At 58.4% G+C, this 26,001-nt stretch carries 28 protein-coding genes; 10 read left to right on the top strand and 18 right to left on the bottom strand.

Features of this window, described 5'->3' with window-relative positions:
- Nucleotides 1–5 precede the first annotated feature (5 nt).
- Nucleotides 6–464: an EVE domain-containing protein gene (locus C7436_RS08715; RefSeq protein WP_121207515.1), complete on the bottom strand. Its 459-nt coding sequence runs from the start codon at nucleotides 462–464 to the stop codon at nucleotides 6–8.
- 88 nt (nucleotides 465–552) lie between these two features.
- A complete protein-coding gene (locus tag C7436_RS08710) occupies nucleotides 553–1,911 on the bottom strand; it encodes an MFS transporter (protein ID WP_121207513.1) in 1,359 nt (452 codons plus the stop codon).
- A gap of 272 nt (nucleotides 1,912–2,183) precedes the next feature.
- On the opposite strand from C7436_RS08710, the gene C7436_RS08705 reads away from it, so the two are divergent.
- From C7436_RS08705 to C7436_RS08695, 3 genes are all read left to right on the top strand, one after another.
- On the top strand, nucleotides 2,184–2,645 hold the full coding sequence (locus C7436_RS08705) for a universal stress protein (protein ID WP_121207512.1): 462 nt from the start codon (nucleotides 2,184–2,186) through the stop codon (nucleotides 2,643–2,645).
- A 46-nt stretch (nucleotides 2,646–2,691) separates the two neighbouring features.
- Nucleotides 2,692–4,197, top strand: coding sequence for an MFS transporter (locus C7436_RS08700; RefSeq protein ID WP_121207510.1), 1,506 nt, complete (start codon nucleotides 2,692–2,694; stop codon nucleotides 4,195–4,197).
- Nucleotides 4,198–4,299: 102 nt separating this feature from the next.
- Nucleotides 4,300–4,926 carry an ankyrin repeat domain-containing protein gene (locus C7436_RS08695; protein WP_121207509.1) on the top strand — a complete coding sequence of 209 codons (627 nt, stop codon included), beginning with the start codon at nucleotides 4,300–4,302 and terminating at the stop codon, nucleotides 4,924–4,926.
- Between the two features lie 82 nt (nucleotides 4,927–5,008).
- Here the strand turns inward: C7436_RS08695 and C7436_RS08690 are convergent, their stop codons facing one another.
- Both C7436_RS08690 and C7436_RS08685 read right to left on the bottom strand, forming a co-directional pair.
- Nucleotides 5,009–6,601 (bottom strand): MFS transporter, encoded by a 1,593-nt coding sequence (locus tag C7436_RS08690; protein WP_121207507.1) that lies wholly within the window; start codon nucleotides 6,599–6,601, stop codon nucleotides 5,009–5,011.
- A gap of 256 nt (nucleotides 6,602–6,857) precedes the next feature.
- The gene (locus tag C7436_RS08685; RefSeq protein ID WP_121207506.1) at nucleotides 6,858–8,009 is read right to left on the bottom strand and encodes an NnrS family protein; all 1,152 of its coding nucleotides are present in this window, start codon (nucleotides 8,007–8,009) and stop codon (nucleotides 6,858–6,860) included.
- Nucleotides 8,010–8,123: 114 nt separating this feature from the next.
- Here C7436_RS08685 and C7436_RS08680 point away from each other — a divergent pair, with 114 nt between their 5' ends.
- A complete protein-coding gene (locus tag C7436_RS08680) occupies nucleotides 8,124–8,687 on the top strand; it encodes a YIP1 family protein (RefSeq protein ID WP_121207906.1) in 564 nt (187 codons plus the stop codon).
- On the opposite strand, the gene trhA is transcribed toward C7436_RS08680, so the two are convergent.
- Nucleotides 8,684–9,343: a PAQR family membrane homeostasis protein TrhA gene (gene trhA / locus C7436_RS08675; protein ID WP_023008609.1), complete on the bottom strand. Its 660-nt coding sequence runs from the start codon at nucleotides 9,341–9,343 to the stop codon at nucleotides 8,684–8,686. The two genes, C7436_RS08680 and trhA, sit on opposite strands and share 4 nt — an antisense overlap.
- 208 nt (nucleotides 9,344–9,551) lie before the next feature.
- Between trhA and wrbA the strand changes: the two genes are divergently transcribed.
- The gene (gene wrbA, locus C7436_RS08670; RefSeq protein WP_121207504.1) at nucleotides 9,552–10,151 is read left to right on the top strand and encodes an NAD(P)H:quinone oxidoreductase; all 600 of its coding nucleotides are present in this window, start codon (nucleotides 9,552–9,554) and stop codon (nucleotides 10,149–10,151) included.
- A 54-nt stretch (nucleotides 10,152–10,205) separates the two neighbouring features.
- On the opposite strand, the gene C7436_RS08665 is transcribed toward wrbA, so the two are convergent.
- The 9 genes from C7436_RS08665 to C7436_RS08625 all read right to left on the bottom strand — a co-directional run bounded on the left by C7436_RS08665 (nucleotide 10,206) and on the right by C7436_RS08625 (nucleotide 18,515).
- Nucleotides 10,206–10,919, bottom strand: coding sequence for a Crp/Fnr family transcriptional regulator (locus C7436_RS08665; RefSeq protein WP_121207502.1), 714 nt, complete (start codon nucleotides 10,917–10,919; stop codon nucleotides 10,206–10,208).
- A gap of 113 nt (nucleotides 10,920–11,032) precedes the next feature.
- Nucleotides 11,033–12,547 (bottom strand): cytochrome D1 domain-containing protein, encoded by a 1,515-nt coding sequence (locus C7436_RS08660; protein ID WP_121207500.1) that lies wholly within the window; start codon nucleotides 12,545–12,547, stop codon nucleotides 11,033–11,035.
- Nucleotides 12,548–12,585: 38 nt separating this feature from the next.
- Nucleotides 12,586–13,446: a uroporphyrinogen-III C-methyltransferase gene (cobA, locus tag C7436_RS08655; RefSeq protein ID WP_121207498.1), complete on the bottom strand. Its 861-nt coding sequence runs from the start codon at nucleotides 13,444–13,446 to the stop codon at nucleotides 12,586–12,588.
- Nucleotides 13,447–13,456: 10 nt separating this feature from the next.
- Nucleotides 13,457–14,656 carry a heme d1 biosynthesis radical SAM protein NirJ gene (gene nirJ / locus C7436_RS08650; protein WP_121207497.1) on the bottom strand — a complete coding sequence of 400 codons (1,200 nt, stop codon included), beginning with the start codon at nucleotides 14,654–14,656 and terminating at the stop codon, nucleotides 13,457–13,459.
- A 133-nt stretch (nucleotides 14,657–14,789) separates the two neighbouring features.
- Nucleotides 14,790–15,311, bottom strand: coding sequence for a siroheme decarboxylase subunit beta (gene ahbB, locus C7436_RS08645; RefSeq protein ID WP_023008605.1), 522 nt, complete (start codon nucleotides 15,309–15,311; stop codon nucleotides 14,790–14,792).
- Nucleotides 15,286–15,747 (bottom strand): Lrp/AsnC family transcriptional regulator, encoded by a 462-nt coding sequence (locus C7436_RS08640; RefSeq protein WP_036148106.1) that lies wholly within the window; start codon nucleotides 15,745–15,747, stop codon nucleotides 15,286–15,288. Before C7436_RS08640 ends, ahbB (C7436_RS08645) begins: the two co-directional genes overlap by 26 nt.
- A gap of 22 nt (nucleotides 15,748–15,769) precedes the next feature.
- Nucleotides 15,770–16,306, bottom strand: a complete 537-nt coding sequence (gene ahbB / locus C7436_RS08635; protein WP_121207495.1) for a siroheme decarboxylase subunit beta — start codon at nucleotides 16,304–16,306, stop codon at nucleotides 15,770–15,772.
- Nucleotides 16,303–16,767, bottom strand: a complete 465-nt coding sequence (locus C7436_RS08630; RefSeq protein ID WP_014422488.1) for an AsnC family transcriptional regulator — start codon at nucleotides 16,765–16,767, stop codon at nucleotides 16,303–16,305. The genes ahbB (C7436_RS08635) and C7436_RS08630 overlap by 4 nt, the downstream gene beginning before the upstream one ends.
- A gap of 23 nt (nucleotides 16,768–16,790) precedes the next feature.
- Entirely contained in the window at nucleotides 16,791–18,515 is a 1,725-nt protein-coding gene (locus tag C7436_RS08625) for a nitrite reductase (RefSeq protein WP_121207493.1), read from the bottom strand.
- A gap of 223 nt (nucleotides 18,516–18,738) precedes the next feature.
- On the opposite strand from C7436_RS08625, the gene C7436_RS08620 reads away from it, so the two are divergent.
- The 5 genes from C7436_RS08620 to C7436_RS08600 are packed head-to-tail and all read left to right on the top strand — an operon-like array spanning nucleotide 18,739 to nucleotide 22,196.
- Nucleotides 18,739–19,104, top strand: coding sequence for a c-type cytochrome (locus tag C7436_RS08620; protein ID WP_022990823.1), 366 nt, complete (start codon nucleotides 18,739–18,741; stop codon nucleotides 19,102–19,104).
- 14 nt (nucleotides 19,105–19,118) lie between these two features.
- Nucleotides 19,119–20,321, top strand: a complete 1,203-nt coding sequence (locus C7436_RS08615) for a cytochrome D1 domain-containing protein (RefSeq protein WP_022990824.1) — start codon at nucleotides 19,119–19,121, stop codon at nucleotides 20,319–20,321.
- 1 nt (nucleotide 20,322) lies between these two features.
- Nucleotides 20,323–21,054: a substrate-binding domain-containing protein gene (locus C7436_RS08610; protein WP_121207492.1), complete on the top strand. Its 732-nt coding sequence runs from the start codon at nucleotides 20,323–20,325 to the stop codon at nucleotides 21,052–21,054.
- Between the two features lie 13 nt (nucleotides 21,055–21,067).
- Nucleotides 21,068–21,850 (top strand): CbbQ/NirQ/NorQ/GpvN family protein, encoded by a 783-nt coding sequence (locus C7436_RS08605; protein ID WP_121207490.1) that lies wholly within the window; start codon nucleotides 21,068–21,070, stop codon nucleotides 21,848–21,850.
- Nucleotides 21,822–22,196: a hypothetical protein gene (locus C7436_RS08600; RefSeq protein ID WP_121207488.1), complete on the top strand. Its 375-nt coding sequence runs from the start codon at nucleotides 21,822–21,824 to the stop codon at nucleotides 22,194–22,196. Before C7436_RS08605 ends, C7436_RS08600 begins: the two co-directional genes overlap by 29 nt.
- Nucleotides 22,197–22,370: 174 nt before the next feature.
- Here the strand turns inward: C7436_RS08600 and C7436_RS08595 are convergent, their stop codons facing one another.
- Genes C7436_RS08595 through C7436_RS08580 form a run of 4 tightly spaced genes read right to left on the bottom strand, consistent with a single transcriptional unit; the run spans nucleotide 22,371 to nucleotide 25,998 of the window.
- Nucleotides 22,371–22,610 carry a cytochrome C oxidase subunit IV family protein gene (locus tag C7436_RS08595; RefSeq protein WP_022990828.1) on the bottom strand — a complete coding sequence of 80 codons (240 nt, stop codon included), beginning with the start codon at nucleotides 22,608–22,610 and terminating at the stop codon, nucleotides 22,371–22,373.
- A gap of 10 nt (nucleotides 22,611–22,620) precedes the next feature.
- Nucleotides 22,621–23,196 (bottom strand): cytochrome c oxidase subunit 3, encoded by a 576-nt coding sequence (locus C7436_RS08590; protein ID WP_121207486.1) that lies wholly within the window; start codon nucleotides 23,194–23,196, stop codon nucleotides 22,621–22,623.
- Between the two features lie 11 nt (nucleotides 23,197–23,207).
- Nucleotides 23,208–25,031 (bottom strand): nitric oxide reductase activation protein NorD, encoded by a 1,824-nt coding sequence (locus C7436_RS08585; protein ID WP_121207484.1) that lies wholly within the window; start codon nucleotides 25,029–25,031, stop codon nucleotides 23,208–23,210.
- A gap of 16 nt (nucleotides 25,032–25,047) precedes the next feature.
- Nucleotides 25,048–25,998, bottom strand: a complete 951-nt coding sequence (locus tag C7436_RS08580) for a 4Fe-4S binding protein (RefSeq protein ID WP_121207483.1) — start codon at nucleotides 25,996–25,998, stop codon at nucleotides 25,048–25,050.
- Nucleotides 25,999–26,001: the final 3 nt, after the last annotated feature.

Below are 26,001 nucleotides of genomic sequence, written 5' to 3'. Positions count from 1 at the left end.
TGAGTTTAATCGACCAGGTGGAGGATTTGCTGCCACTCGGCATCGCTGACCGGCATGACCGAGAGTCGGCTGCCTCTGCGTACCAGAGCCAGTTCACTGAGCTCCGGTATGGCTTTGAGTGTGTCCAGGGAGATCAGCGCCGGCAGTTTCCGTTCAAACTGCAGGTCGACCGCTTGCCAGCGCGGTTTTTCCGGCGTGCTTTTCGGGTCGTAGTAGGGAGACTCCGGGTTGAACTGGCTTGGGTCCGGGTAGGCCGCTTTCACAACGCGAACCATACCGGCAATGCCGATGCGCTTGCAGCTGGAGTGATAGATAAAGACCAGATCTCCCTCCTGCATCTGCGCCAGGAAGTTGCGGGCCTGGTAATTGCGAACACCGTCCCAGGGAATGACGCCCTCAGGCTTACGGGCAAAATCATCAATGCCACACTCAGAGGGTTCGGTTTTAACGAGCCATTTTGCCACCAGAGGAGCTCCACTCGATCATTGTCGGGCCAGTATACAAAAAAGCCCCGAAGGCGGGGCATAAAGCACGAAACGGTGTCCGGGGCGGTTATCCGTGTTGGTTCGACCCCTGCCTGGGGGCACCCGCTGCCGGATGACGGTTCATGGGATAGAACAGCTGCGGGGAGGCCAGTTCCGGCAGATCGGTCTGCTCGGTCTGGGCCGCCCATTCCACCCGTTCCGCTTTGCGGATGGCGTAGTGCATCCAGGCCAGGGCTGCTGCCACAATGGCGAACATCAGCATGAAGCAGCTTTGCCAGATGCCGGTTATGTCGTTCAGCACACCAAAGGTGAGTGGCAGGATGAAACCGCCGATACCGCCGATCATGCCCACCACACCACCCACGGCACCGACATGCATCGGGTAATACACCGGAATGTGTTTGTAGACCGCCGCTTTACCCAGTGACATGAAAAAACCGAGGATAAAGGTGAGCACCACGAACATGGGCAGGCTCATGGCCAGCGTGAAATTGATATCTCCCTCGATGCCATGCACCACATAGCGGGTGGGCGGATAACTGAGCAGGAAGGTACAGACTACTGAGGCAATGAATGTCCAGTACATCACACGTCGGGCGCCGAAGCGGTCCGACAGCCAGCCCCCGAGGACGCGGAACAGGGATGCCGGGATGGTATAGAGCGCGGCTATCATGCCGGCGGTTTTGATGTCCAGGCCATAAACGCCGATCAGGTAATGGGGTAGCCAGAGCGCCAGGGCAACAAAGGCGCCGAACACAAAAAAATAGTACAGGGCAAAGCGCCACACCCGAAGTTCCCGGAGCGGTGCCATCTGTTCGGCAAACGATTTCTGTTCGGCGCTGCGGCGTTGTTCGGCCAGCGGGTCGGTTTTTGCCAGTAACAGGAAGGCAATGCCCATGATGGCCAGCACCGTGGCGTATATCTGCGCGGTTTTCTCCCAGCCGAAGGCCACCAACAGAAACGGGGCGCCGAAGTTGGTCACGGCAGAACCGACATTGCCGGCGCCGAAAATCCCCAGTGCGGTGCCCTGTTTAGCCGGTTCAAACCAGGCTGCGGTATAGGCCACCCCGACTATGAAAGCGCCGCCCGCCAGGCCCACTCCGAGGGCCCCGACCAGCATCATGGCGTAGGTCGTAGCAAAGGTCAGCAGGTAAACACAGGCCGCGGTGGTCAGCATCAGGATGCCGAACACCCAGCGCCCGCCGTAACGGTCGGTCCAGATGCCCAGGAATAATCGACTGATGGAGCCGGTAAGAATCGGCGTGGCCATCAGCAATCCCAGCTGGGTGTCGGACAGCGCCAGCTCTTCACTGATGCGAATGCCGATGATGGAAAAGATGGTCCAGACGGCGAAACAAAGGGTGAAGGCAAAGGTAGAAAGGCCCAATGCCCGATATTGCTGAGCTTTTGCGGGCGTGCTCGTCATGGTCTCTCCTGGCCAGATAACTCTCCTCTGAAACCATACCAAAAAGCCGGATTTCTGGGCCGACGCATTAGAGGTACCTCCTGCTGGGTGCAAAGGGGGTAGGTCAATGGTCACTATCCCGGGAAAGGTGATATTCCGGGGCTTTCTCTGGTGGGGTACGCGAGTTCAGGCTTGATCAAGATCAATTATGGCAGCTGGGTGCTATGGGGTAATGCTGACTGATATCAACTCGAATGCCTCCGTTTTGGGGGGTGTGATACCGGGAGAACCCTATGAACATCATGATTGCCTACGACGGTTCCCGAAACGCGAAACTGGCGCTGGCCCAGACCATCACCATGTTTCGGCGGCTGGAGCCAAAAATCACGCTGGTTGCGGTGGCAGAAAACCCACGCGACATCACCTCCGGCAATGAAGACCTGTTTCAGGAAGAAGTGGGCGAGCTGAAACAGCACCTGCAGGAAGCGCTGGAACTGTGTGAAAGCGAGCAGGTAAGCGCTGAGACCCTGATGCTGGAGGGTGACGCCCGAAAGAGCCTGCTGTTTGCCGCAGAGAAGAAGGTACGGCCAGACATGCTGATCATCGCTCGTCACAGTCATGAGCCTGACGGCGGCTTCATTGCCCGATCATTGACCTATTTCGTGGACGAACTGGATTACATGACGTTTGGCAGCGTCAGCTCCTTCCTGGCTCGCCGGATCCAGTGCCCACTTCTGATTCTGCCCAGCCGTTGATGGCCGGGATTACCTGTTTCCATTGTCTTAGCCCCGGGAGGCTGAAATGAAAGTCGCTGACGTATTCCGCGTCCGCAATCCTGAAATCAGGGCACTACACCTGACCTGGATTGCCTTCTTTATTACATTCTATGTCTGGTTCAACATGGCGCCACTGGCGTCCAGCATGCTCAAAAGCGTGGACTGGTTGACCAAGGACGACCTGCGCCTGTTTGCCATCTGTAACGTTGCGCTGACGATTCCCGCCCGCATTATCGTGGGTATGGCGCTGGACCGCTTCGGACCGCGGCGGGTATTTTCGGTGCTGATGGTGGTGATGGCCATACCGGCACTGGTGTTTGCTTTCGGTAACACCATGTCTCAGTTGCTGGTCAGTCGCCTGGTGCTGAGCTCTATCGGTGCCAGCTTTGTGGTTGGTATCCATATGACGGCCATGTGGTTCAAACCGAAGGACATAGGCTTTGCAGAGGGCTTTTATGCAGGCTGGGGCAACTTTGGTTCTGCGGCGGCGGCCATGTCACTGCCGACCATTGCCATTACCATGTACGGCGGTGAAGACGGATGGCGCTGGGCCATCGCCCAGAGCGCCATCGTGATGGCGGCATACGGCGTCTACTACTGGTTCGCGATTACCGACGGCCCTGCTGGTACCGTGCATCGTAAACCCCGCAAGGCCGTGGCACTGGAAGTCAGCACCTGGGGTGATATGGTCAAGCTGATCCTGTGGACCATTCCTTTGGTCGGGGTATTGGCTATTCTGGTGTGGCGTATCCAGAACATGGGGTACCTGTCTGCCACCGGGGCTGCTATCTGTTACGCGGTAATCTTCGCCATTGTCTGCTATCAGATTATTCAGATCCTGCGGGTGAACGTCCCCATCCTTAAGAAAGGCGTGCCTGAGGACGACAAATACCCGTTCAACAGTGTGGCAGCCCTGAATAGCACCTACTTCGCCAACTTCGGCGCGGAACTCGCTGTGGTCTCCATGCTGCCAATGTTCTTCGAAGAGACCTGGAGTCTGAGTGCAACGGCAGCCGGGCTGATTGCGGCATCTTTCGCCTTCGTGAACCTGATGGCCCGTCCGATGGGCGGCCTGGTATCTGACCGCATGGGGAACCGCCGCTTCGTGATGCTCAGCTACATGTTCGGTATTGCCGTAGGCTTCGGACTGATGGGCCTGCTGGATTCCAACTGGCCGCTGATCGTGGCTGTGGCAATCACTGTGTTCACATCCTTCTTCGTACAGGGGGCAGAAGGCGCCACCTTTGGCATCATCCCGTCTATCAAGCGCCGGTTAACCGGTCAGATATCCGGTATGGCAGGGGCTTATGGCAACGTCGGTGCGGTGGTCTACCTGACCATCTTCACCTTCGTTACCCCGACCCAGTTCTTCTTCATCATCGCCGCTGGAGCCTTTGTCAGCTGGATACTGTGCATTATGTGGCTGAAGGAACCCGAGAGCGGCTTCTCTGAGGAATACCACGTGTCTTCTGTCGATCTGCAGATCGAAGAAGAGGAGCGCCAACGGTTGGCGGGCCAGACAGCACGGTAAAAACGTTCCCTTTACAACGGGAGCTGTGACAACCCGCCGCGGAGCAATCCCGGCGGGTTTTTTGTATGCTCGGAGGAAAGTGGTCGCAACAGGAGAGAGGTCATGGGGTTCTGGGAACGCTGGTCCGGGCTGCTGGGGGCGATGTTGGCGCTGGCCCTGTTACTTGGATTCTGGCAGCTCCTGGGCGAAGGCGAGGATCTGGAAGCCCGTGACAGCCGGGGCAGAACACCCCTGATTGTTGCGGCGGAAGAGGGCGAGACTGATCGGGTTGCCGAGCTGGTTGAGCGTGGGGCCCGGGTTGACGCAGGGGATGACTGCAACTGGACGGCCATGATGAGGGCTGCCTCCCGTGGTCATACCGATATTCTTGCCTTCCTGCTGGATCATGGCGCTGAGATTAACCATACCGAGAAAACCGGCTATACCGCTCTGATGGGAGCGGTGATCGCCAACCGCCCGGAGGCTGTGCGCCTGCTACTGGCCAGAGGCGCCGATCCCGACATTCAGGAATACGAGAACGGGCAGACCGCGCTGATGATGGCGGTGCGCAACCGCAATCCGGAACTGGTTCGTTTGCTGCTCTCTGCCGGGGCAGATCCGGAGCTGGTTAATAAAGCGGGCAAGAGCGCCAGGGATCTGGCCCTGGTGGCAAGTGCCGGGGAGGGGGAGCCCATGCAGCAGGTGCTCAATGCCCTGGGTTGTGAGCCCGAAGCCGTGGAAAAACGCTGATCATCGGTAGTTCCCTGCCGCCATAAAAAAGCCGGCCCTTGCGGGGCCGGCGAGCAGAGGTCTAACGCTTGGATTCTTGCTGTTACGGATTCTTGATGTAGGCGTTCTTGCGCAGGTAGAACCACCAGTTAACCACCAGACACACCGCATAGAACACTGCGAACCCGTACATGGCCACTTCTGGCGTGCCGGCCTGGATCTCCTGGCCCATCACGCGAGGGGCGATGAAGGCGCCGTAAGCGGCGATTGCTGAGGTCCAGCCCAGTACCGGGCCCTTCTGCTGCTGGTTGAAGATAAAACCAATGCTGCGGAAGGTGGAGCCATTGCCAATACCGCTGGCGGCGAACATCACAATGAACAGGATCAGGAACAGCGCAAAGTAGCTGTTCGGATCGGTTGAGTTGTAGGCCAGCATCATCACGTAGCCGGTGGCGACCGAGGCGACGACCATCACCACGGAGATGATCTGGGTAACGATGGAGCCGCCCATCTTGTCGGAAATCCAGCCGCCGACCGGACGAATCAGGGCGCCAACGAACGGCCCCATCCAGGCCCAGGTCAGAGCGCTGGGCGCCTCCGGATTGACTACACGAGTCATGGTACCGTCGGCGCCTACTTCCATCATGTTGCCGAAGATGACGCTGATGGACAGGGGTAGGGCGGCAGAAAAGCCGATGAAAGAACCGAAAGTCAGAATGTAAAGCACGGTCATGGACCAGGTGTGCTTGTTGCTGAAAATGGCAAACTGGTTCTTGATGTTGGGCTTGATGTCACCGGGGATCAGTCTGAGCAGCACCACGGTCAGCACAATGGTGATGGGCAGGGCCAGCCACATATTCATGACTGACAGGGCCCAGACGCCGGCAATAGAGGTCAGCAGGCCAACGCCATAGAGACCAAGAATCTTGCCGAAGGCCGACATTGGGTTGCCGGGATTGGGAGTCACCACCTTGAGGTTGTTCATGCCGAACCAGCCCGCGAAGGCCAACGGAATCAGAAAGACCAGCCAGATGAAGCCGGCGTTCTGGATCCAGGTGTCGGTGCCGGCCTCAATACGGCCGATCAGGGTGCCGCTGGGGCTTTGCAGTTGCATGGGATCACCGGCAAGAGCACCGAACACGCCAACGGTCATTACCAGTGGAATCAGAATTTGCATGGTGGTCACGCCGAAGTTACCCAGGCCGGCGTTCATGCCGAGACCGTACCCCTGTTTGCTCTTCGGATAAAACGCGCTGATGTTGCTCATGGAGCAGGCAAAGTTACCGCCGCCAATACCGGACAGCAGTGCCAGCGCCTGGAACACGATGAACGGTGTATCCGGGTTCATCAGGGCGACACCGGTGCCTAAGGCCGGGATCATCAGCAATGCCGTGGTCAGAAAAACGGTATTACGACCGCCGGCAATCTTGATCATGAACGAGGCCGGAATTCGCAGGGTTGCACCGGACAGGCCGGCAATGGCAGTCAGCGTGAACAGCTGTTCAACGGTGAAAGAAAAGCCCAGGTTTTTCATCTGGGTGGTGATCATTCCCCACATCAGCCAGATGGCGAATCCCATCAGCAGGCTGGGGATGGAAATCCACAGGTTGCGGGAGGCGACTTTTTTGCCCTCCCGCTCCCAGAACTCCTCACTTTCGACATCCCAGTGTTCAATGTCAGCGTTGGTTTTTGCCATGGTTAAGCTCCTCGTTTCCTCGACCCGGAGCCACCTGAATCAGTGGCTGTCACGGTATTGGGCTCATTTTGCAAACGAGGCAGGTGTTTCAATCCTGACAAATATCAAGGAAGGTTATCTGCAATATGATCTCGCGATTCGGTTGCTTCGGCGGCAGGTTTGTCTGGCTTTTAAAGCCTTTAAAAACAATTTGTTATGGTGGTGGTATGCCGTAGGTAGTAGTTGCCTTTCGAGTTGGCGCAGTGGAGGTAGCCAATCATTTCCGGGGGTTATTTCGGGCCGTATGGGGCTTTTGAGCACCTGGATAGAGGGCCAGTACCTGACCGGCGATGCCTCCGAAGGTCAGGGTCCAGCAGCCGGCGGAGAACCACAGCAGCAAGGGTTGTGAGTAAGGCGTGGCCCCCGTCAGGTAGCGGCTGATGGTGGCGGCTGCGACCAGGATCGCGATGGCGATAACTTGCCATGCCGGCGGAAATGTCCGGCGTGCCCGCTGCCAGGCCAGTCGAAGCATCACGCTACCCGACAGTGTCCCCAGCGCTCCAACAACAATCAGGTGTAATGCGGGCAGAACCGGATGCCCGGTCAGCAGGCGTGCGCCTGCGAACGCCGCACCGATGGCCAGCCACAGATAGCCAAGGGCCAGCACCAGCAGGTCGGGCCGGTTGCTGCAGTGCCAGAGCTTCCATCGGGCGATCCGGATAACCACCAGCGCGCTGGCTGAGACAAGAAGAAGTCCGGCCAGTTGTTCGGTGGCACTGAACAACATCAACGTCATGGCGATCGGCAGGACGACCAGCAGTGCTCCTTCTATGTGCGGTTGTACCCTGGCTTCCAGGGGGATGCCCCGCTTTTCCAGCGTGCCGGCCACGGCCGGCGCAATAATCCTTCCGCCCATAAAAGTCATCAGTAATAGCAGGCCCACGATGGTGGTTTGGAGCAGGCGGCGGGTGTCTGGCAACGGCAGGCCGGCTTGTGTCAGAAAGTAGATCAAAGCCATCAGGCAGAGCACGAGAATCAGCGGTCCGGCAATTTTGTTGCGCCATTTCTTGGCGGCCTGAAACCGTGGCACCACGTGCCATGCCAGCAGCAATGCAAAAGCCGGGCTGAGCAGCTGGGCGACCAGAGTGTCTGGTGCGAGCAGCCAGACGAACCGGGCCGCTACCCAGAGCACAAAGAGCGGAACCAGTACGCGCCAGGGTTGAGGCCCAAGTGTGTAACCGGCGATCAGTGCCAGGGCGAAACCAAAAATCAGCTCATGGCCATGGCCGGCGCCAATCAGCCCGGGTGGCCAGCCGGAGCCGGATAGCACCGCATATATCGACAGCGGAACCACCGCGGCGGCCCAGAGCGATGCCGCCGGAAAGAACAACCAGAACGTATGGATGGGCTTCAGGGGCCTGGTGGTCATCGTCCGCTCTCCGGCAGGTGGGGGGAGACTTGCTCAAGGTCATCTGGCGACCTTGAAGCCGTTGTGGTGCTCCACTAAAAGTGAGATTAAGAAAGCATGATACAGGTGGATACCATGACAATGACACAACTCCTGACCCTGCCGTTCTCTGCGAATGGTGTCTGGCGCGAACTCAAGGGAATGAACCTCTCCATCCCGTTTCTGGCCTGGGTGATTGTAGTGCCCATGTCTTTTCTGCCACCGGTGTTGTTGTATTACGCGGGAACTCACTACGGTGACAGTTTCATTAACGGGTTTGCGGATAAGGAATGGCGTTTTATAACCACCATTCTGTTTCTGGCAGAGCTGTTGACGTTCTTCGTAATGGGGTGGCTGATCAAGGCGGTACTTGATGGTCATCAGCTACAGATTGAGTACCCGGATGCTTACCTGCTGGCCGCCATTGCACCACTGCCACTGTGGCTGTCATCCCTGGCGCTGCTGGTTCCGGTGCTGGCGGTGAGTGTAATCGCTGTGTTTGCCGGTATGTTTCTGTCCTGTGCGCTTATCTATCAGGGAGTTCGTTCCTTGTGCCAGCGCACAGATAACGATGTGGTGGCCATGTCGGCCACTTACACAGTGATGGCCGCCTCGCTGACGGCCTGGGGTGTCCTGATGGCGATGGTCTGGGCGTTCTAGACGCTGTGTGGCAATACGCCAAAATAAATGGCGCTGAAGTGACAGGCGCTGCCGCCAATCACGAACAGGTGCCAGATCGCGTGCATGTAAGGAATGCGGTCGGCCAGGTAAAACGCAACGCCGGCGGTATAGACAATGCCGCCGGCGATGGTCAGTTGCAGGGCCGTTTCACTGAGGTTGGCCACCAGGTCGGATGACGCGAAGGTGATCAGCCAGCCCATGGCAATGTAGATACCTACCCGTGCGAGCTTGAAGCGGTTTTTGAAGATCACCTTCAGTACCACGCCGGTCAGCGCCAGGGACCAGATGACGGCAAACAGGGTCCAGCCGGTGGTGCCACGCATGTTGACCAGCAGAAAAGGTGTGTAGGTACCGGCAATCAGCAGGAAAATGGCGCAGTGATCCAGGGTCTTGAAGGCCGTTTTCAGGCGCGGATGGCGGGCGCCGTGGTAGAGCGCGGACGCCATGTACAACAGAATCAGTGAGGCACCGAATACGCTGAAACTGACAATCTTCCAGACATCCCCCAGTTGGCTGGCGCCTGCGATCAGGGCGACCGTCCCGACCACACTCAGCAGGGCTCCAATACCGTGGGTGGCGCTGTTAATCCACTCTTCTATCCTGTGATGAACGGAATCTGGCTGGCTGTGCGTCATGGTTTGGATAATTGCCTTATGGGGAAATTGCGATTCAACGAAAGTATAGGGTATTTCAGCGTACAAGTGTACGCAAATCGTGGCCCATGAACATTCTGTGACTTCGTTCAGAAAAACTGAAAGACCTGCCGGAAAACTTCCGTTTTTGTCTTGCCGACAGAGCAGTTAGGCTTTGAATCATTGAACGCACACACAGGAGATTGTTGCGATGGCGAAAATTCTTGTTCTTTATTACTCCATGTACGGGCACATCGAGACCATGGCCAATACCGTGGCCGAAGGCGCTCGCGGTGTGAATGGGGCCGATGTTGTTGTCAAGCGTGTTCCGGAGACCATGGCCGATGAAGCCTTTCTGAATGCCGGTGGCAAGGCCGATCAGGGCTCCCCGGTGGCGGACCCGAAAGAACTGGCAGACTACGACGCCATTATCTTCGGTACCCCGACACGCTTCGGCAACATGGCGGGCCAGATGCGTACATTCCTGGATCAGACCGGCGGCCTCTGGGCTGAGGGCAAGCTGCATGGCAAGGTCGGCAGTGTCTTCACTTCTACCGGCACCGGCGGTGGTCAGGAACAGACGATTACCTCGTTCTGGACCACTCTTGCTCATCACGGCATGGTGTTGGTGCCGCTGGGTTACGGCATACCGGAGTTTTTCGATATTTCAGAAGTGAATGGCGGTACGCCCTATGGCGCCTCGACCATTGCGGGCGGTGACGGCAGCCGGCAGCCAAGCGAAAAAGAGCTGGCCATTGCCCGTTTCCAGGGCAAGCACGTGGCTGAGCTGGCGATCAAGCTGCACGGATAATTGCACCAGGGAGCTAACTCAGGTTTTGGCGGCGGACGAAGTTCCGCCGCTTTTTTATGGGGTTTTATTCTGATTGGCAAAGGCGGTTTTCAGGCGGGAGAAAGTGGCTGGCACTACACCCAGCCAGGAAGCAAGCTGGTTGTCTGGCACCCGCTTGATCAGCTCCGGATACTCATCCAGCAGCAACTGATAGCGTTCCCGGGCCGACATGGTGTGTTTGCGGTACTCCCGCATGCTGGTCAGCTCTGCGATTTCCTCTGTCAGTACCAGGGCAAACTTGTGCCATTGGCCATCGCCGTAGCTTTGGACGGCCGAGCGAAAAGCCGCAAAATTGGCCACCCACAAGGTGGCAGGCAGAACGCTGGTCAGGCATAAGGTGTTTCGAACGGTACGGCTGCGACCAAAGACTGGCCAGATCAGGTCACCCTCTGAAAAGAAATGATGGACGGCGACCTTGCCGGCCGGAGATTCCCGGAACAATCGCAGAATGCCGTACTGAACCAGATAGACATTGCCCCAGGGGCGGTCGTGTTTCTCCAGCGGGGTTTCCGGATCAACCCGTTGTTGCTGAAACAGGCTGGCGAGATGACTGAGAAACCGGGCCTCCGGGTTGTCCTGATTTTCGTTCAGGCAGATTCCGAAGGCGTGGCTCAGGCCATTCAGGAGTGCCACTTCGGCGGGTGCGACACTGTAGTGAATCAGATCATCACTGTCGCTACCCAGCAGACATGGTGCGGAGGCCACGGGCGGCCTGAAACTGCTGTTCATATCTTGACCCCGGCTGCATTAGCTTAGGTCAATTATCCTACCATAAAAGCTATATCCGAAATGACTTAAACAATTAAGCCTGTGTTACTCAGTCGATAAGGTCAGACTGGATACTAGTGACTGGTGCCTTCCTCGTAGTTGATCTTGTTCCAGACGTTGTACTTGCCGGACGGCTTGTTCATCGGAATGCGTTTTTCCTCTTCCAGGGTGTCTGCGTCATAGACAATGATGGCGCCATCATTGTCCCAGATGCTCAGCAACAGTTTCTCGCCATGGCGGTCGAATTCCACGTGCGCGGCCACTTTTCCCGGCTCCGGCTGAAGAGTTTTGACGATCTCCAGGGTCTGCTTGTCGATAATGTGCACCTTGTCAGCGTTGGGGCCGAAGAACACATCTGCCCAGGCGTAACGGGAATTTTCGTGACTGCGCATGAAAAACCCGGGACCTTCGGTTTTCAGAGTCTTGATCACTTCCCAGGTGTCCATGTCGATAATGGAGATGGCGCCGGCTCGGAAGTGGGGGGTGGCCATGACCCGGCGGCCCTCATGCTCCCAGGTAATGCCGGAACCGAGGTGGGGCATGCCGGGCAGCGGCAGTTCAGCCGTGGTTTTGCCGGTATCCAGGTCGATTACCACGCCATGCTTACCGTCCCGGGCGGCGCCGATCAGGTGCTGGTAGCCCGGGTCGAAGAAGAAGTCGTCCAGCAGGGTGTCGGTGGCCATTCGGCGCACCTTTGCCTCGCGGTTTTCGACGGTGATTTCCCAGGCCTCGGGAATGTCTTTCAGTGCAGCGATAAAGCTGCTTCTGGGCGGCGCGGCGTAGACGGCGCTTACCCGAGAACTGTCGCCGGCATCGTTTTCAACGGGGATAAAATTCAGCATCTCCAGATTGGCGGCGTCGAACAGCACCATGGAGTGGGGCAGGTAGTTTGCTGCCAGCACATAGTTGCCGTCAGCGGAAACTGCGATGTTGCGCATGTTGATGCCGGCGCGAACTTCGGCCACCACTTTCAGGTTGTAGATATCGTATTTGGTAATCCAGCCATCCCGGGAGCCAAAGTACACATAACGGCCGTCAGGGCTGTATTTGGGGCCGCCGTGCAGGGCGAAGCGGCTGGGGAAGCGGTGGATGGGCTCCATTTTGTCGCCATCGAGCAGTGTGACATGGTGGTCGCCGATTTCCACGACCAGGAACAGGTTCATCAGGTCCGCCTCAAACACTGGCTCATCCGGCAGTGAGCCCTGGGGGTGGCTGACTTCCCGGCTGTTGCGGATTTCCGCCTCACCCCATTTCAGCTCATGGCTCGGGGGCTGATAGATGAAATCGGTCAGTTCCGCAATCTGCTGATCGTTAAGGATGGTTTTATAGCCCGCCATCTGCGTGGCTGGCCGCCCCTCCCGGATGACCCCTTCGGCCTCGGCTTTTTTCAGCCGGCCCAGGTTCTCCGGCAGCAGCGCAGGGCCCATACCACCGAGTCTGTCAGGGCCGTGGCAGGCCGCGCATTGCTGCAGGTAGAGGGTCTCTGTGTTCTGGCTTTTGGCCTGTTCGGCCAGGGCCGGGCCTGTGATCAGGGCGCCAGCGATCAGCAGGATGGTGTTCAGGCTTGCTCGGGCTTGGTTCAGGTTCACCAGCTACAGCTCCCGGTTGGTCAGATAACGTTTTGCGTTCAGGCGGGCCGTTGGCCGGCGGTGACGGCAGGCTCGGTCAGGGCGCTGTTCCATCCTGCCTGGGCCGGGCGGGCCAGCTTGTCCGCCAGTTGCACCACCTCGCCCACAATAATCAAGGTGGGTGGCTGGAAGTCTTCCCGATCAATGGTGTCTACCAGGTCTTTCAGGGTGGTGACCGTCATGTGTTGCAGTGGTGTGGTGCCGCGTTCCACCAGAGCCACCGGGCAGTTTTCTGAAAGGCCGTGGGCCGTCAGTTCGCGAACAATGGTCGGTGCATTGTGCAGGCCCATGTAGAACACCCGGGTCTGCCCTGGTGCGGCCAGTACCGGCCAGTTGAGTTCCAGAGTCTGGTCAGCCTTACGATGACCGGTGACGAAGGTCACGCTCTGGGAATAATCCCGGTGGGTCAGCGGAATGCCGCAGTAAGAGGCGCAGCCCGCCGCAGAGGTAATGCCGGGCACCACCTGGAAATCGATGTCATTGTCCACCAGGAACTCGGCTTCTTCTCCGCCGCGGCCAAAAATATATGGATCGCCGCCTTTCAGGCGCACTACCCGCCGCTGTTTCATGGCCAGTTGCACCAGCAGTTCGTTGGTTTCTTCCTGGGGTACGTAGTGGCACCCGCTGGCCTTGCCCACATGAATGCGTTCAGCACGGGGGTTCACCAGTTCCATGATTTGCGGGGAAACCAGGCGATCATAAACAACGGCATCGGCCTGCTGAATCAGCATCAGCGCGCGCAGCGTGAGTAACCCGGGGTCACCCGGCCCGGCACCGACAATAGCAACTTCTCCCGGCCGCATAGGTTGTTCCGCAAGCTGGAACTCCACCAGGCATTTTTTTCGCGGGTTTGTGGTCATGGCGCGTTCCTTAAAGATTGTGAACCGGGATTTCGATCACCGGAGCGGCGACCCGTCGGGGGGTGTTATCAACTACCCCGATTTCCTCGTTGGTGAGATAGCAGCCCGGATCTTCCTCCCAGAAGTCGCCAGACACGTTGTAAGCCCGTACCCGGGTGTTGCCGTTGCAGATATTCAGGTATTTGCAGTCCGCGCAGCGCCCTTTTACCGGGCGCGGATGCTGGCGGAAGCCCTGCATCAGCGGGTCGGTGGTTTCCGACCAGATCTTTGAGAACGGGGTTTCCCGCACGTTGCCCAGGTTGTGATCCCACCAGAAGGTATCCGGGTGCACCACGCCGAGATTGTCGATATTTGAGATATTGACGCCAGAGGAGTTGCCGCCCCAGTTGGTCAGCCGCTGGGTGAGGGCGTCGACCTGGTCCGGGTAATGCTCTTTGGCCCACTCAATCAGGAAGGGACCATCAGCATCGTTGTTGCCGGTGACGTACTCCCGCTCGATACCGCGCTTGAGTTCGTCGTGGCAGTGGTTGAACAGAAGGTTCATGGCATCGCGGGTCATGTCGTACCAGGCATCCCGCTTCTTGTTGCGGCCGCCCCGGCCGGAGTAGTTCAGGTGCGACAGGTAGAACTTGTCGATCTGGTGCTCGGCCAGCATCTCCAGCATGGCCGGCAACTCGGGATAGTTATCCTGGGTCAGGGTGAAGCGCAGGCCCACCTTGATGCCGGCTTGCTTGCACAGGGCTACGGCGTGCATGGACTCTTTGAAGGCGCCTTTTTTCTGGCGGAATTCGTCGTGGGTGGTTTCCAGGCCGTCGATACTGATGCCCACGTAGTCGTAGCCCACCTCGGCGATTTTGCTGATGTTGTCTTCGGTAATCAGGGTGCCATTGGTGGACAGGCCCACGTAGAAGCCCATGGCTTTGGCCCGGTGGGAAATATCAAAGATGTCGGGTCGCATCAGGGGCTCGCCGCCGGAGAGGATGAGTACCGGCACGCCGAAGGCTTTGAGGTCGTCCATTACCTTGTAGACTTCCTGGGTGCTGAGTTCGCCTTTGAAGTCGATATCCGCTGAAATCGAATAGCAGTGTTTGCAAGTAAGGTTGCAACGGCGAATCAGGTTCCAGATCACCACCGGGCCGCTGGGTTTGGGGACCGGGCGCACCGGTGCCGGGTTCATCAGGCTCTTGATGTAGCGGGTCATGCGAAACATAGTTTTTCTCTCTCATCGGGAGTGGCTTTCTTGCCTCTCCGGGCGGGCCTTTACCGGCTCTCTGCCCTTCTAACTATCCCCCTGCGGGCGCTGGGTATCCATACCTTTGATGGAGTACTTCAGGAGGTACGTGCTACTGCTTATCTGTTTGTTTTTTCAGTCGTAATCCTGTTTTTTTCAGGATGGCGGAACTGTACAGGATGGTGTGTCCGGTGCAGGCGTCGCCGAGCACCTCGCGGATTTGGGCTGCCTTGTGCTCGACTTCCTCGCGGCTGATACCATGCACCATGGCAAAGAGGTTGAAGCTCCAGTAGGGCAGGTGTCTTGGTCGGCGGTAGCAGTGGCTGACAAAGGGCAGGCAGCCGACTTTCTCGCCGAGTTGGGCGATTGCATCATCCCGGACATCCCACACGGTCATGCCATTGAACCGGTACCCGAGTTTGTAGTGATCCGGTACCGCCGCGACTCTCCGGATGACCCCGGCTTCCTGCATTCGTTGAAAACGCGACAGCACCTCGTCTGCGGGCATGTCGAGCTGTTTTCCCAGTTCGGCCCAAGGATCGGAAACCAGCGGTAATCCGGATTGGGTGGCAACGATGAGTTCACGATCCCGGTTACTCAGCACCGGGTCAGACTTCAAAGTGAAGGTGGACATGAAACTCCTGCTCCTTGGGCATGTTGTAGACCGGGTAGCCCGTAAGTGACTCAATCCGCTGGATGGTTTCGTCAATGCCTTCCGGTGTTTCCGTGGCCAGAACAAACCACATGTTCAACTCATGCTCGCGGCGGTAGTTGTGGGCTACCTCGGGGAAGCTGTTCACCTGCTCGGTCACATTGGCGAAATCTTGTTCCGGAATGCGCATGGCCGCGAGCGTCAGGCCGCCGCCCATTTCGCCAGCATGAAACATGGGGCCAAAACGAGTCAGGGTCCCGTTGTCCAGCAATGCCTGGAGGTGCTTCAGCAGAGTTACTTCTGATACGCCCAATTCATCGGCCACGTCTTTGTAGGGGGTTCGCGTAAGTGGCAGGCCGTATTGCAGGCGGTTGATAATGGCACGCTCCAGGGGCGTGAATTCGGGTAGTACAGGCATGTGGTCTGATGGCTTTGAACGCTCAGCAATTGCTGACATAACGGCCTCCGCGCTGCAGGTAGGCTTTGTTGCTGAACAGGATGGCGTGATCCACATTGCTCAACTCGTGTTGCTCAATCAGATCGGCGAGCTGATTCAGAACCCGTTCGCGACTGATGCCATGAATCATGCAGAACAGGTTGTAAGGCCAGTCTGGCAGGCGTCTTGGGCGCTGGTAACAGAGGGTGACACAAGCGGCGGCTGCCATGGCATTGCCGAGCGTCGAAACCCGATCGTCCGGTACGTTCCAGACCACCATGGCGTTAGCCCGATAGCCCAGGGTGCGATGCTTGACCACCAGTCCCAGGCGTTTGATCAGGCCCTGCTGCTGCCACTGGCTGACAGCGTTCATAACCTGTTGTTCGGACAGCCCGGTGCGCTCGGCCAGGGTCTGATAGGGGCGAGGTGTCAGGGGGAGGCCGTTTTCCAGCTGCTCGCGTAACCTCAGCAGGCCCCAGGCACTCATTGATTCGGTATCTAACAGGTAGCTGTAGTTCGGGCCGGTGGCTGGCAGGTTCATGGTAATGCCTCCCAGTCGATGTCAAAGCCCAGGTCGATATGATAACCCTCGACCATTGGCAGTCTCAGCATTGGCAGCTTCAACTGGTGTTCCAGTTCGTCCAGCCGTTCCTCCAGGGTGTCTTCATCCGGAGCGGTCATCACGAACCAGAGGTTGTAGGTGTGCTCCCGGGCGTAGTTATGATTTACGCCCGGGGCACGGTTGATCCGGGCCGCCACCAGATCCATCTGTTCTTCTGGCGCGGCCACGGCAGCCAGCAGGCTGGCGCCTGCCTGGCTGTGTTCGAAAACCGGTCCGACCCGGCTGAGCACCTGCTGTTCCTGCAGGGCAGACAGTCTCTGGATAACCTCCTCCTCGGTCAGGCCCAGTGCCCGGGCCATTTCCTCGTAGGGGCGTTCGCAGACCGGCAGGTTACGCTGGTAACTGTCGATCATTTGTCTGTCTGCCGCATCCAGTCTCATCAGATTGCTCCTCCGGGCCGGGATCAGTACACGTCGTGCTGGGTGTTGTAAGTGTTGAACTTACCGGTCGGGGTAACCAGATAGTCACCCTTGATCACCTTCTTCAGCTTGCGTGTCTTGTCGTCAACCACAACGATGGCAGATTTCTTGTCCTGGGCATTCCAGACAGAGAACCACACTTCATCGCCCGCCTTGTTGTATTCCGGCTGAACCACACGCTTGGGACCCTCGCCCAGATCAGCCCAGTCGGCAATCGGCAGCACCTCATAGCCGGCATCAAAATTGTTGATGTCGAAGACGGCGACGCTCTGGCTGACGGCTTCCGCTGGGTTCAGGGCCGTGTCAACGTAAAGGTTGGTAGACTCCGGATGGGTCTTCACGAACAGTGAGCCACCACCCTGGCCGTCCACGGTGCGAACCACCTTCCAGGCTTTGTCCGGGTGGCCTTCCGGGTCGGTACCGATCATCTGGATGGTCTGATCACCCAGGTGAGAGGTCGCCCAGACAGGACCATGCTCGGGGTCAACGAAGTTGGCGCCACGACCGGGGTGCGGAATTTTGCCAACATCAACAATCGCCTCCAGGTTACGATCCTGAGCATCCACAACCGCAATCTTGTTGGAGTTGTTGGCCGCTGTCAGGAAGTAACGCATGCTGGCATCCCAGCCGCCATCGTGCAGGAATTTTGCTGCATCAATGGAGGTGATGTTCATGTTCTCCATGTCTTCGTAGTTCACCAGCATGATTTTGCCGGTTTCCTTCACGTTGACGATGAATTCCGGATGGGCGTGGGACGCGACAATGGCAGCTACCCGTGGCTCAGGATGGTATTCCTGGTCGCCTACGGTCATGCCCCGGGTGCTCACAATCTTCTTGGGCTCCAGGGTGTCGCCGTCCATGATCACGAACTGCGGTGGCCAGTAGGTGCCGGCAATGGCGAGCTTGTCTTCCCAGCCCTTGTACTTGGAGGTTTCGACAGAGCGTGCTTCCATACCGACCTTGATCTTGGCGACGGTTTTAGGCTCTTCCATCCACAGGTCGATCATGTTGATCAGGGCGTCACGACCGATAACCATCACGTAGCGGCCGGAGGCAGACATCCGGGAGATGTGTACCGCGTAGCCGGTATCGATGATCTTCACGACCTCCTTGGAATCACCGTCGATCAGGGCGATCTGGCCGGCATCACGCAGGGTGACACTGAACAGGTTTTCCAGGTCCAGGTCGTTCATTTGCTTGGTCGGCCGGTCTTCCGGCGGAATGATCACTTCCCAGGTGTCCTTCATATCAGCCAGGCTGAATTCGGGAGGCATGGGAGGCTCGTGCATGATGTACTTGGCCATCAGTTCCACGGTTTCTTCATCGAAGTCACCGGAGGTCAGCCAGTTCGGCATACCGGCCGGGGAGCCGTAACTGATAAACGCCTTGAGGTAGTCGATACCGCGCTCCTGGGTGATGTCCGGAGTCAGCGGTTTACCAGTGGCGCCTTTACGCAGTACGCCGTGACAGCCGGCGCAGCGCTGGAAGTAGATCTGCTTCGCTTTCTCGAATTCTGCATCGGTCAGATCCGGCGCACCGGGGGAGCGAACAATTTTGGCAGATTCCGCATCTACTGCACTGGGGGTGCCTTCATAGGCCATGGTGGACTTGTCAGGGTCTTTCGGGGCTGCCTGTGCGTTCATTACGCCCAACGACGTAATGGCCACGGCCATTGCCAGCGGCTTGATCATCAGTTTGGTTACTCTCATCAGGTTCTCTCCTTGGGGTTCAAGAGTACTCCTAGGTTTCTCTTGTTATGGCTTATGAACCTTGATTAATGTCAGAAAGATGCTGGTTTTCAAGAGAGTACCTCGCAGGTGGTAGATGGCGTATGCCTAAAGATCACTGGATACCTGCCAAAAATTTAATCAATATCAAGGCCATGAAATTGTTGGGATTGCAGCATGGCTGTGATCCTTCAGGAGAGCGCTGATGAAACGGTCCGCACTGGGCGTTTGCTGGCAAGTGGGTGTATTGGCTACCGCCCTGATGCTGTCGGCAGGCGCTGTTGCCGGGGCACCGGAAACCGAGGATGAGTTGGCCAATTTTGTCATTCAGGATTGTGGCTCCTGTCATGGTCTGAAACTGAAAGGCGGCCTTGGCCCGCCCTTACGGCCTGAGGATATCGAAGCCCTGCCAGAGACAGCCGTTGCGGCCATCATCCGGGAGGGCGTTCCCGGTACGGCCATGCCGCCCTGGAAAGCCCTGCTGACCGACCGGGAAATTGCCTGGATCAGCCGGCAGCTGAAATCCGGCGCCTTGATTGCCCCCGAAGCCGATTCTTCCCGAAGCCGATAACCGAAGGACCCACGATGAAACGTCTGTTTGCACCGATTGCACTGATCATCGCCGCCACCGTAACCACCGGCTGCCAATCCCTGTCGGCACCTCCGACTGTTGAGCTTCGCGGCACAGGTGACCTCGGTTTGATCATCGAACGGGCCACAGGCTCGGTATTGGTGGTTGACCACTCCGAACACGAAATCCTGGGCCGGGTAGAAGGGCTGGGCGATTTGTCTCACGCCTCAGTGGTGTACTCGCGGGATGCCCGATACGGTTATGTCTTTGGTCGTGATGGCGGGCTCACCAAAGTCGACCTGCTCACCCGCACGGTGACTGACCGGGTGATCCAGTCCGGTAACAGCATCGGCGGGGCTATTTCGCAGGACGGCCGTTACGTGGCGGTATCCAATTACGAGCCCGGCGGCGTGAACATTTTCGACAGTGAGACCCTGGATACCGTGGCGGAAATTCCGGCGTTTTACACCAACGCCCAGGGCGAGCAGGATCAGTCCAAGACGGTGGGCCTGGTGGATGCCCCGGGCAACCAGTTTGTGTTCAGCCTGTTCGAGGCCGGTGAAATCTGGACCGTGGATATGCACAGTAATCCGCCCGGCGTATCCCGCCATGAGGCCGGCAAAGAACCCTACGACGCCCTTATCACTCCCGATGGCCGCTTCTACATTGCCGGCCTGTTCGGGGAAGACGGCTTGTCGATGGTGGATCTGTGGGAGCCGGCACAGGGCGCACAGACCATTCTGCCGGATTACGGCAAGGGTGAGCAGCGCCTGCCTGTGTACAAGATGCCGCATCTGGAAGGCTGGGCCATCGCCGACGGTTATGCCTTTGTACCGGCCGTCGGTCGCCACGAAGTACTGGTGGCGGAGATGGAAGACTGGCGCATGGTGCAACGCATTCCGGTGCAGGGCCAGCCGGTGTTTGTGATGGCCAGTCCGGACAACCGCCAGATCTGGGTCAGCTTTGCCCACCCGAAGAACGATGTGGTGCAGGTGATTGATTCCCGCACCCGGGAAATCATTCGCACCCTGGAGCCGGGCAAGTCCGTGCTGCACATGGAATTCACCCCGCGTGGTGAGGAAGTATGGGTCTCTTCCCGGGACAGTGATCGGGTGACCGTCTATAACACCCGTACTCTTGAAGAGGTGGCTACCCTGCCGGCGCGGAAGCCATCCGGAATCTTCTTTACTAACCGGGCGCATCAACTGGGTCTTTGAGATGAAACCAGCGATCGGCACCTGGCTGTTTCTGATGCTGGCCAGTAACGCAGGCGCGGCTCAGGAGTACGGTTCCGTGCGGGTTGAGGTGATGACGGAGGCGCGCTCAACCACGGTCGCCAGTTATCGGTTGCAGCGCTATCTCGAGGCCCGCGACTGTGAGGCCGAGCTGCTGTTCAATCGGGCCGGCGACAGTGATCTGGTGTACCGGGCGGATGGCTCAGATAACCGCCGATTGGTTGATGCCGTCAACGCCGTTGGCAAGCACCCGACTCCGGTCTGGGTAACCCGTAAAACCGCCGGTGTGAGAACACTGCGGGAGCTGGAAGGGCGGGATGTATCCCTGATCGCAGGAGGCGATCCGGTGTCCGGCAGTCTGGCTTTGCAGGCCCTGGCCACTGTGGGTGTAACCCCGAAACCGGGCCAGCGATACGAAGCGGGGGATTTCAGCTCGGCCCTGGGTTTGTTGCTGCACAACAACACCCATGCGTCGGTCTCTGAACTTGGGCTGGTTACGCCGTTTCTGGAATCCCAGGGCCTGGCCATCACCTGGCAGGGCGAGCCGGTCCGTGGTGCTGGCTGGTATGCCAACGCCAAAACAGACAGCGCGAATCCTGAATTGCAGCCGTGTCTGAAGGCATTGCTGCAGCTGAAGCGCAGCGACGATCGCCAGATATTCAATCTTTTTCCGGAATGGGTGCACGGCTTTGCCACACCCGATTCCCAGCCTTAAAAGGAAGCTGTTTATGACCTTCTACCAACCCGCCGGCAACGAAGTCGAACTGTTCACCGCCGCCGCCGAAAACGGTCTGCCGGTACTGATCAAAGGCCCCACCGGTTGTGGTAAAACCCGCTTCGTCCGTTACATGGCGGAGAAGCTTGGTCGCCCGGTCTATACCGTTGCCTGCCACGATGACCTTACCGCCTCTGATCTGGTTGGCCGGCACCTGATCGGTCCGGACGGCACTTATTGGCAGGATGGCCCGCTGACCCGGGCGGTGCGGGAAGGCGGAATCTGCTACCTTGATGAGGTGGTGGAAGCACGAAAGGATACCACGGTGGTACTGCACCCGCTGGCGGACGACCGCCGGGAGTTGCCCATCGAGCGCACCGGCGAGCTGCTGAAAGCCGCCCCTGGCTTCATGCTGGTGGTGTCCTACAATCCGGGTTACCAGAGCCTGCTGAAGGGCATGAAGCCCAGTACCCGGCAGCGGTTCGTCTCCATGAGCTTCGATTACCCGACGCCGGATGTGGAGCAGACCATCGTGCAGGAGGAGTCCGGTTGCGATGCCGATCTGGCGAAGCAGCTGGTGGGGCTGGCAACTTCGTTGCGCAAGCTGAAAGACCACGACCTGGAAGAAGCAGCGTCGACTCGCCTGCTGATTCACACCGTATACCTGATCGCATCCGGTATGCCCCACATCGAGGCCTGCCGGGCCGGGATGATTGAGCCGCTGTCGGATGATGCGGTGACTGTGAATGCACTGATGGAGGTGGTGTATGCCGTATTCGGGCAGTCCGAAGACTGAACCGCCCGGGGCGATTGCTCCGGTTATCTGGTATTTGCTGAACCTGCTGGCGTTGCCGATTATCGGCTTCGTTGTGTTACTGACGATTGCCATGAAATCCGGTGATGCGCATGCGTTGCGGCGGGCCCATAGCAAGGCGGCGGTTTATATGTCGATACTGGGAGCTATGCTGATCAGTTCGGGGGTTGCTGTTTGCTGGTTTATTTACGGCAACACCGGTTTGTTCTGGACTTACGCAATCGTCTGGGCAGTGGTGCTGCACACGTCGTTCGTACTCTGGGGAATGATTTCCCTGGCTCAGGCAATCGGCAACAAGCCGCCGACATTTCCGAAGAAGTTGCTGTAACCACCAGAGTCAGGGCGCCGTGGCGGGGGTAGGCCTTCCAAAAATGTGCGGAGCCATTGATGGCGGAGCAGAAGCGCCACATGGATGTGCCGTAAGGAGCGGTTTTTGGAAGGCCTACCCCCGCCATGGTGCAAGCTCCAGCCTGGAAGGCTACCGTTGCGTCCGGCTCAGGTGTCAGCCGACCAGGTGAATTCCTGCCAGTACCGAGACAACGACAACAGCCCATCCTTGCGCCGCCATTCTCCAGCCCCAGGGGGCATGCTTCATTTCCATGAAGTGATCTACCAGCAGGACTGCTTTCACAATCACCAGTCCAAAAACCAGCCAAATGAGAACCGACATATCCGCGCCAGCCTGCATAGCCACAACAGGAGCCATGGTGCAGATCATCAAGGCCACATAAACCGCTAACATATCAGCCTCCTCAGGCCAGAACGTAGAGCATCGGGAACAGCACCAGCCACACCAGGTCGACCATGTGCCAGTAGGAGGCGCCGGACTCCATGCCGTTCATGTCGTCGCCGTTGTAGTCGCCTTTTTTCACCTTTACCGCCAGCACCACGAGGATGATCTGGCCCAGCACCACGTGCATGAAGTGGAAGAACGTCAGGAAGAAATAGAACATGAAAAAGGTGTCGGTGCCCAGGTTGTAGCCGTTGGCGTAGAGGTCCGCGTATTCGTAGAGCTTGCCGAAGGTGTAAACAGACGAGGCCGCGATGGCGGCCCAGAGCAGGGCAGTTGTGCCGGCTTTTCGGTCCCGCAAGCGATGAACGGACAGGGCGACCAGGTAGCTGGCGGTGATCAGGCCAACGGTGTTGATCAGTCCGGTCCAGGGATGTAGGGCCTCCTTGCCGGCGGAGAAGGTGGCCGGGTCCAGGCTTCGGGCCACGCCGTAGCCGATGAACAGGATGCCGAACACGGCCAGTTCCGCGAAGATGAAAAACCATACCGCGATGTCACCGGGCAGATGCCGCCTGTGGGCGGCGTGAGCATCAGCCATTGCGTTCTCCGTTAACGGGTCAGGTTCATGTATAGCTTGGGTAGTTGACCGGGCAGCTGGGTCGGGTCTTTGATGACCACGAAGTTGCTGCTGCCGAATACGTAGGGCAGGTATTCGTTTGCTTCTTCGTCGATGGTCACGCAGAACGGTGTCAGCCCTGCCTTGTGGGCCTCCTGTACGGCCATGCGGGTGTCTTCCACGCCGTAGCGACCTTCGTACAGGTCCAGGTCGTTGGGTTTGCCGTCGGTCAGCAGAAGCAGGATTTTCTGGTGCTCTGGCCGGGTCTGTAGCAGTTTTATGGACTGACGGATGGCGGCGCCCATACGGGTGTAGTAGCCCGGTTCCAGGGCCTGGATACGGCCTCTTGTGGTGTCGTTGTAAGGCTCGTCGAAACTCTTGATGTGGTGGAAGCGAATGTGGTCCCGCCGCCTTGAGGAGAAGGCAAACAGGGCAAACGGGTCACGGCTGGCGGTGAGCGCCTCGCTCAGCAGTTGCAGGCCATCCCGGGCAATGTCGATCACCCGCTGGTGGTTATTGATGTAGGTATCGGTCGACAGGGAAATATCCGTAAGCACCAGGCAGGCGAGGTCCCGCTGGTTCTGCTTGCACTGGCGGAACAGCTTCTGATCCACTTCCCCAATGCCGCGTTTGTGCTGCACCATGCGTTCCAGGCATGCGTCCAGGTCCAGCTCTTCCCCTTCCAGCTGCCGGCGTTCCCACTGGCGCAGAGGTTTCAGCGCGCTGAACTGGCGGCGCAGGGTTCGGGCGGAGCGATTCAGGTGCTCTGGCAGCGGCGATGGCGTGGCGTCTTTGCTGAGCAGTGGCTGCAGGCAGCAGAATTTTTCCCGGTAATCCTGGCGGCGCCAGTCCCATTCGGGCAGATGAATGCCCGGGCCCAGGTGCAGGTCATCGTTTTCTTCCGAGGGCAGATCCAGGTCGAACTTGATGGCGGAAGAGGCTTCGCGACGGTCCTGGGATACCGAAATCATGTCCATGTCGTCGGCCACGGCGTCGGCGTCTTCTTCTTCGCTGTCATCGCCGGCGCGGTCGATGGGAATGAATTCAGACCAGGAAAACAGGCTTTCCAGTCGAAACAGCATCAGGCCCTGATCCTTGTCGAAGGCGTCCACGCGTTCGGCACGTCTGCGTTTCCGTTTTTTAGCCAGGCCACCGGATTTGGACATGGTGTTGTCGTCGCCAATGATCTGGCCTTTGAGTTTGCCCCGGCCCAGCACCGGGTAGAGCCAGAGTACTACCGGCCAGGGGTCGGTCAGGGCTTCTGGCAGGTCGTCTACGCTGCCCGGGTGAATCAGGGCCTGACGAATGGCCGCCTCGCGCTTGGCTTCGTTGCCACGCAGGCTGTCTGGTTCTGGGCGCCACTGCAGCGTGTGTTTTACCAACCGCTGGTACATGGGCTCCAGGCCCGGCCAGCGGCTCAGCAATTCCTGCACCATGGCCTGATTGCCTTGCAGCCAGCTGTGGTGGTGAATTTCTCCGAGCGACGCGAGGGCTGCCAGCCACAGGTACAGCTCCCGATTCACCTTGCAGGACGGGAACAGGGCCAGTCTGTCTGGCAGGCGCAGGCTTTCTTCATCGCGCCAGGCCAGTTCAAATTTGCGGTGGGTGCCGGCCAGCTTCTGCAGGAATCGTCGGCGAATCTGGAAATGCCGGGGTTCAGCAGTAACCAGACTCAGCGCGGGGTCTCCACCCATGGCCCGGAACATAACGCCGAGTGTGCGGGCTTCGTCTTTCAGATGCACGGCGTACTCGGGGAATTCGCCCATGGCCTGGCGGGTTACGTAGTCGTGCCATTTTAGTCCGACCCACTCTTCCATCTCGTGTCCTCGTCGTTCAGGCCCGTGAATGTCGCGGGGTGGATTCCACCTGGCGCACGGGAATCAGCACCGTCTGTTTGCCAGGTTCGCCGGGCTCCCAGGTCAGCAGGGAGCCCTCGGGATTGTCTTTCTGCACGTCCCGGCAGGCGCTCACGCACTGCAGGCACTGGGTGCAGCTGAATTTCGCGCGTTTGTGGCTGCGGGTAGGCAGTCGCATGGGGCAGGCCTCGTCGCAGGCCTTGGTGCAATCCCGGCAGGCGGCAGCGCGCTTGGTGTCGAAAGTAACTACCCGGCCCTTGCCGTTGGTCATCCAGGCAATGCTTTGTACCAGCCCCACTGCGCAGCCGTATTTGCAGAAGAGGTGCCGGGCAAACAGGAAATCGAAGGTAAAAACGGCGGTTGCCACGGCCAGGAAAATGCCCGGGTACAGGCCAAGCTGGCCGGTAACCAGATCGGTATACAGGGGCATGGGTGGCAGCAGGTATGAAAGTAATGCCAGGGCCCAGGAAAAACCAATGAGCGCGCATACCAGGGTCAGGCCGGCCCAGTGAATGGCCTTGCCCGTGCTGCCTTTTTTCAGGGCTTCCCAGAGGGTTGGGCGGCCGGTTATGCGGGTCATCAGGTCGTTGATGGCTTCCACCACGGAGAAATGCGGGCACAGCCAGCCGCAATACAGGCGGCCCCACTTGAAGGCAATCCAGAGCACCAGTGGCACCAGCACGAGAATGGGCAATACAAACCAGAACAGGATCTGGCCAGCCACCTCGGCCGGAGTGCTCTTGGCGACCCAGTCCAGATTCAGGTTAAACGACAGGGGAAAGCCCAGCAGTATGAAGCGGGTTTCGGTCAGGTCGTAACGGAAAATATTGAGTACAGGCGCAAGCAAAAACAGCAGGAAGAAGGCGCTGCGGGTAATCAGGCGCTTCTGCTGGAGGGTGTCTTTCGGGTTGACGGTTTGCGCATGCACAGA

The sequence above is a fragment of the Marinobacter nauticus genome, assembly GCF_003634635.1.
GTDB classification, from domain to species: Bacteria; Pseudomonadota; Gammaproteobacteria; order Pseudomonadales; family Oleiphilaceae; genus Marinobacter; species Marinobacter nauticus.
Note: the sequence above shows the minus strand (reverse complement) of the source record. Positions and strands in the feature narration are given on the sequence as shown.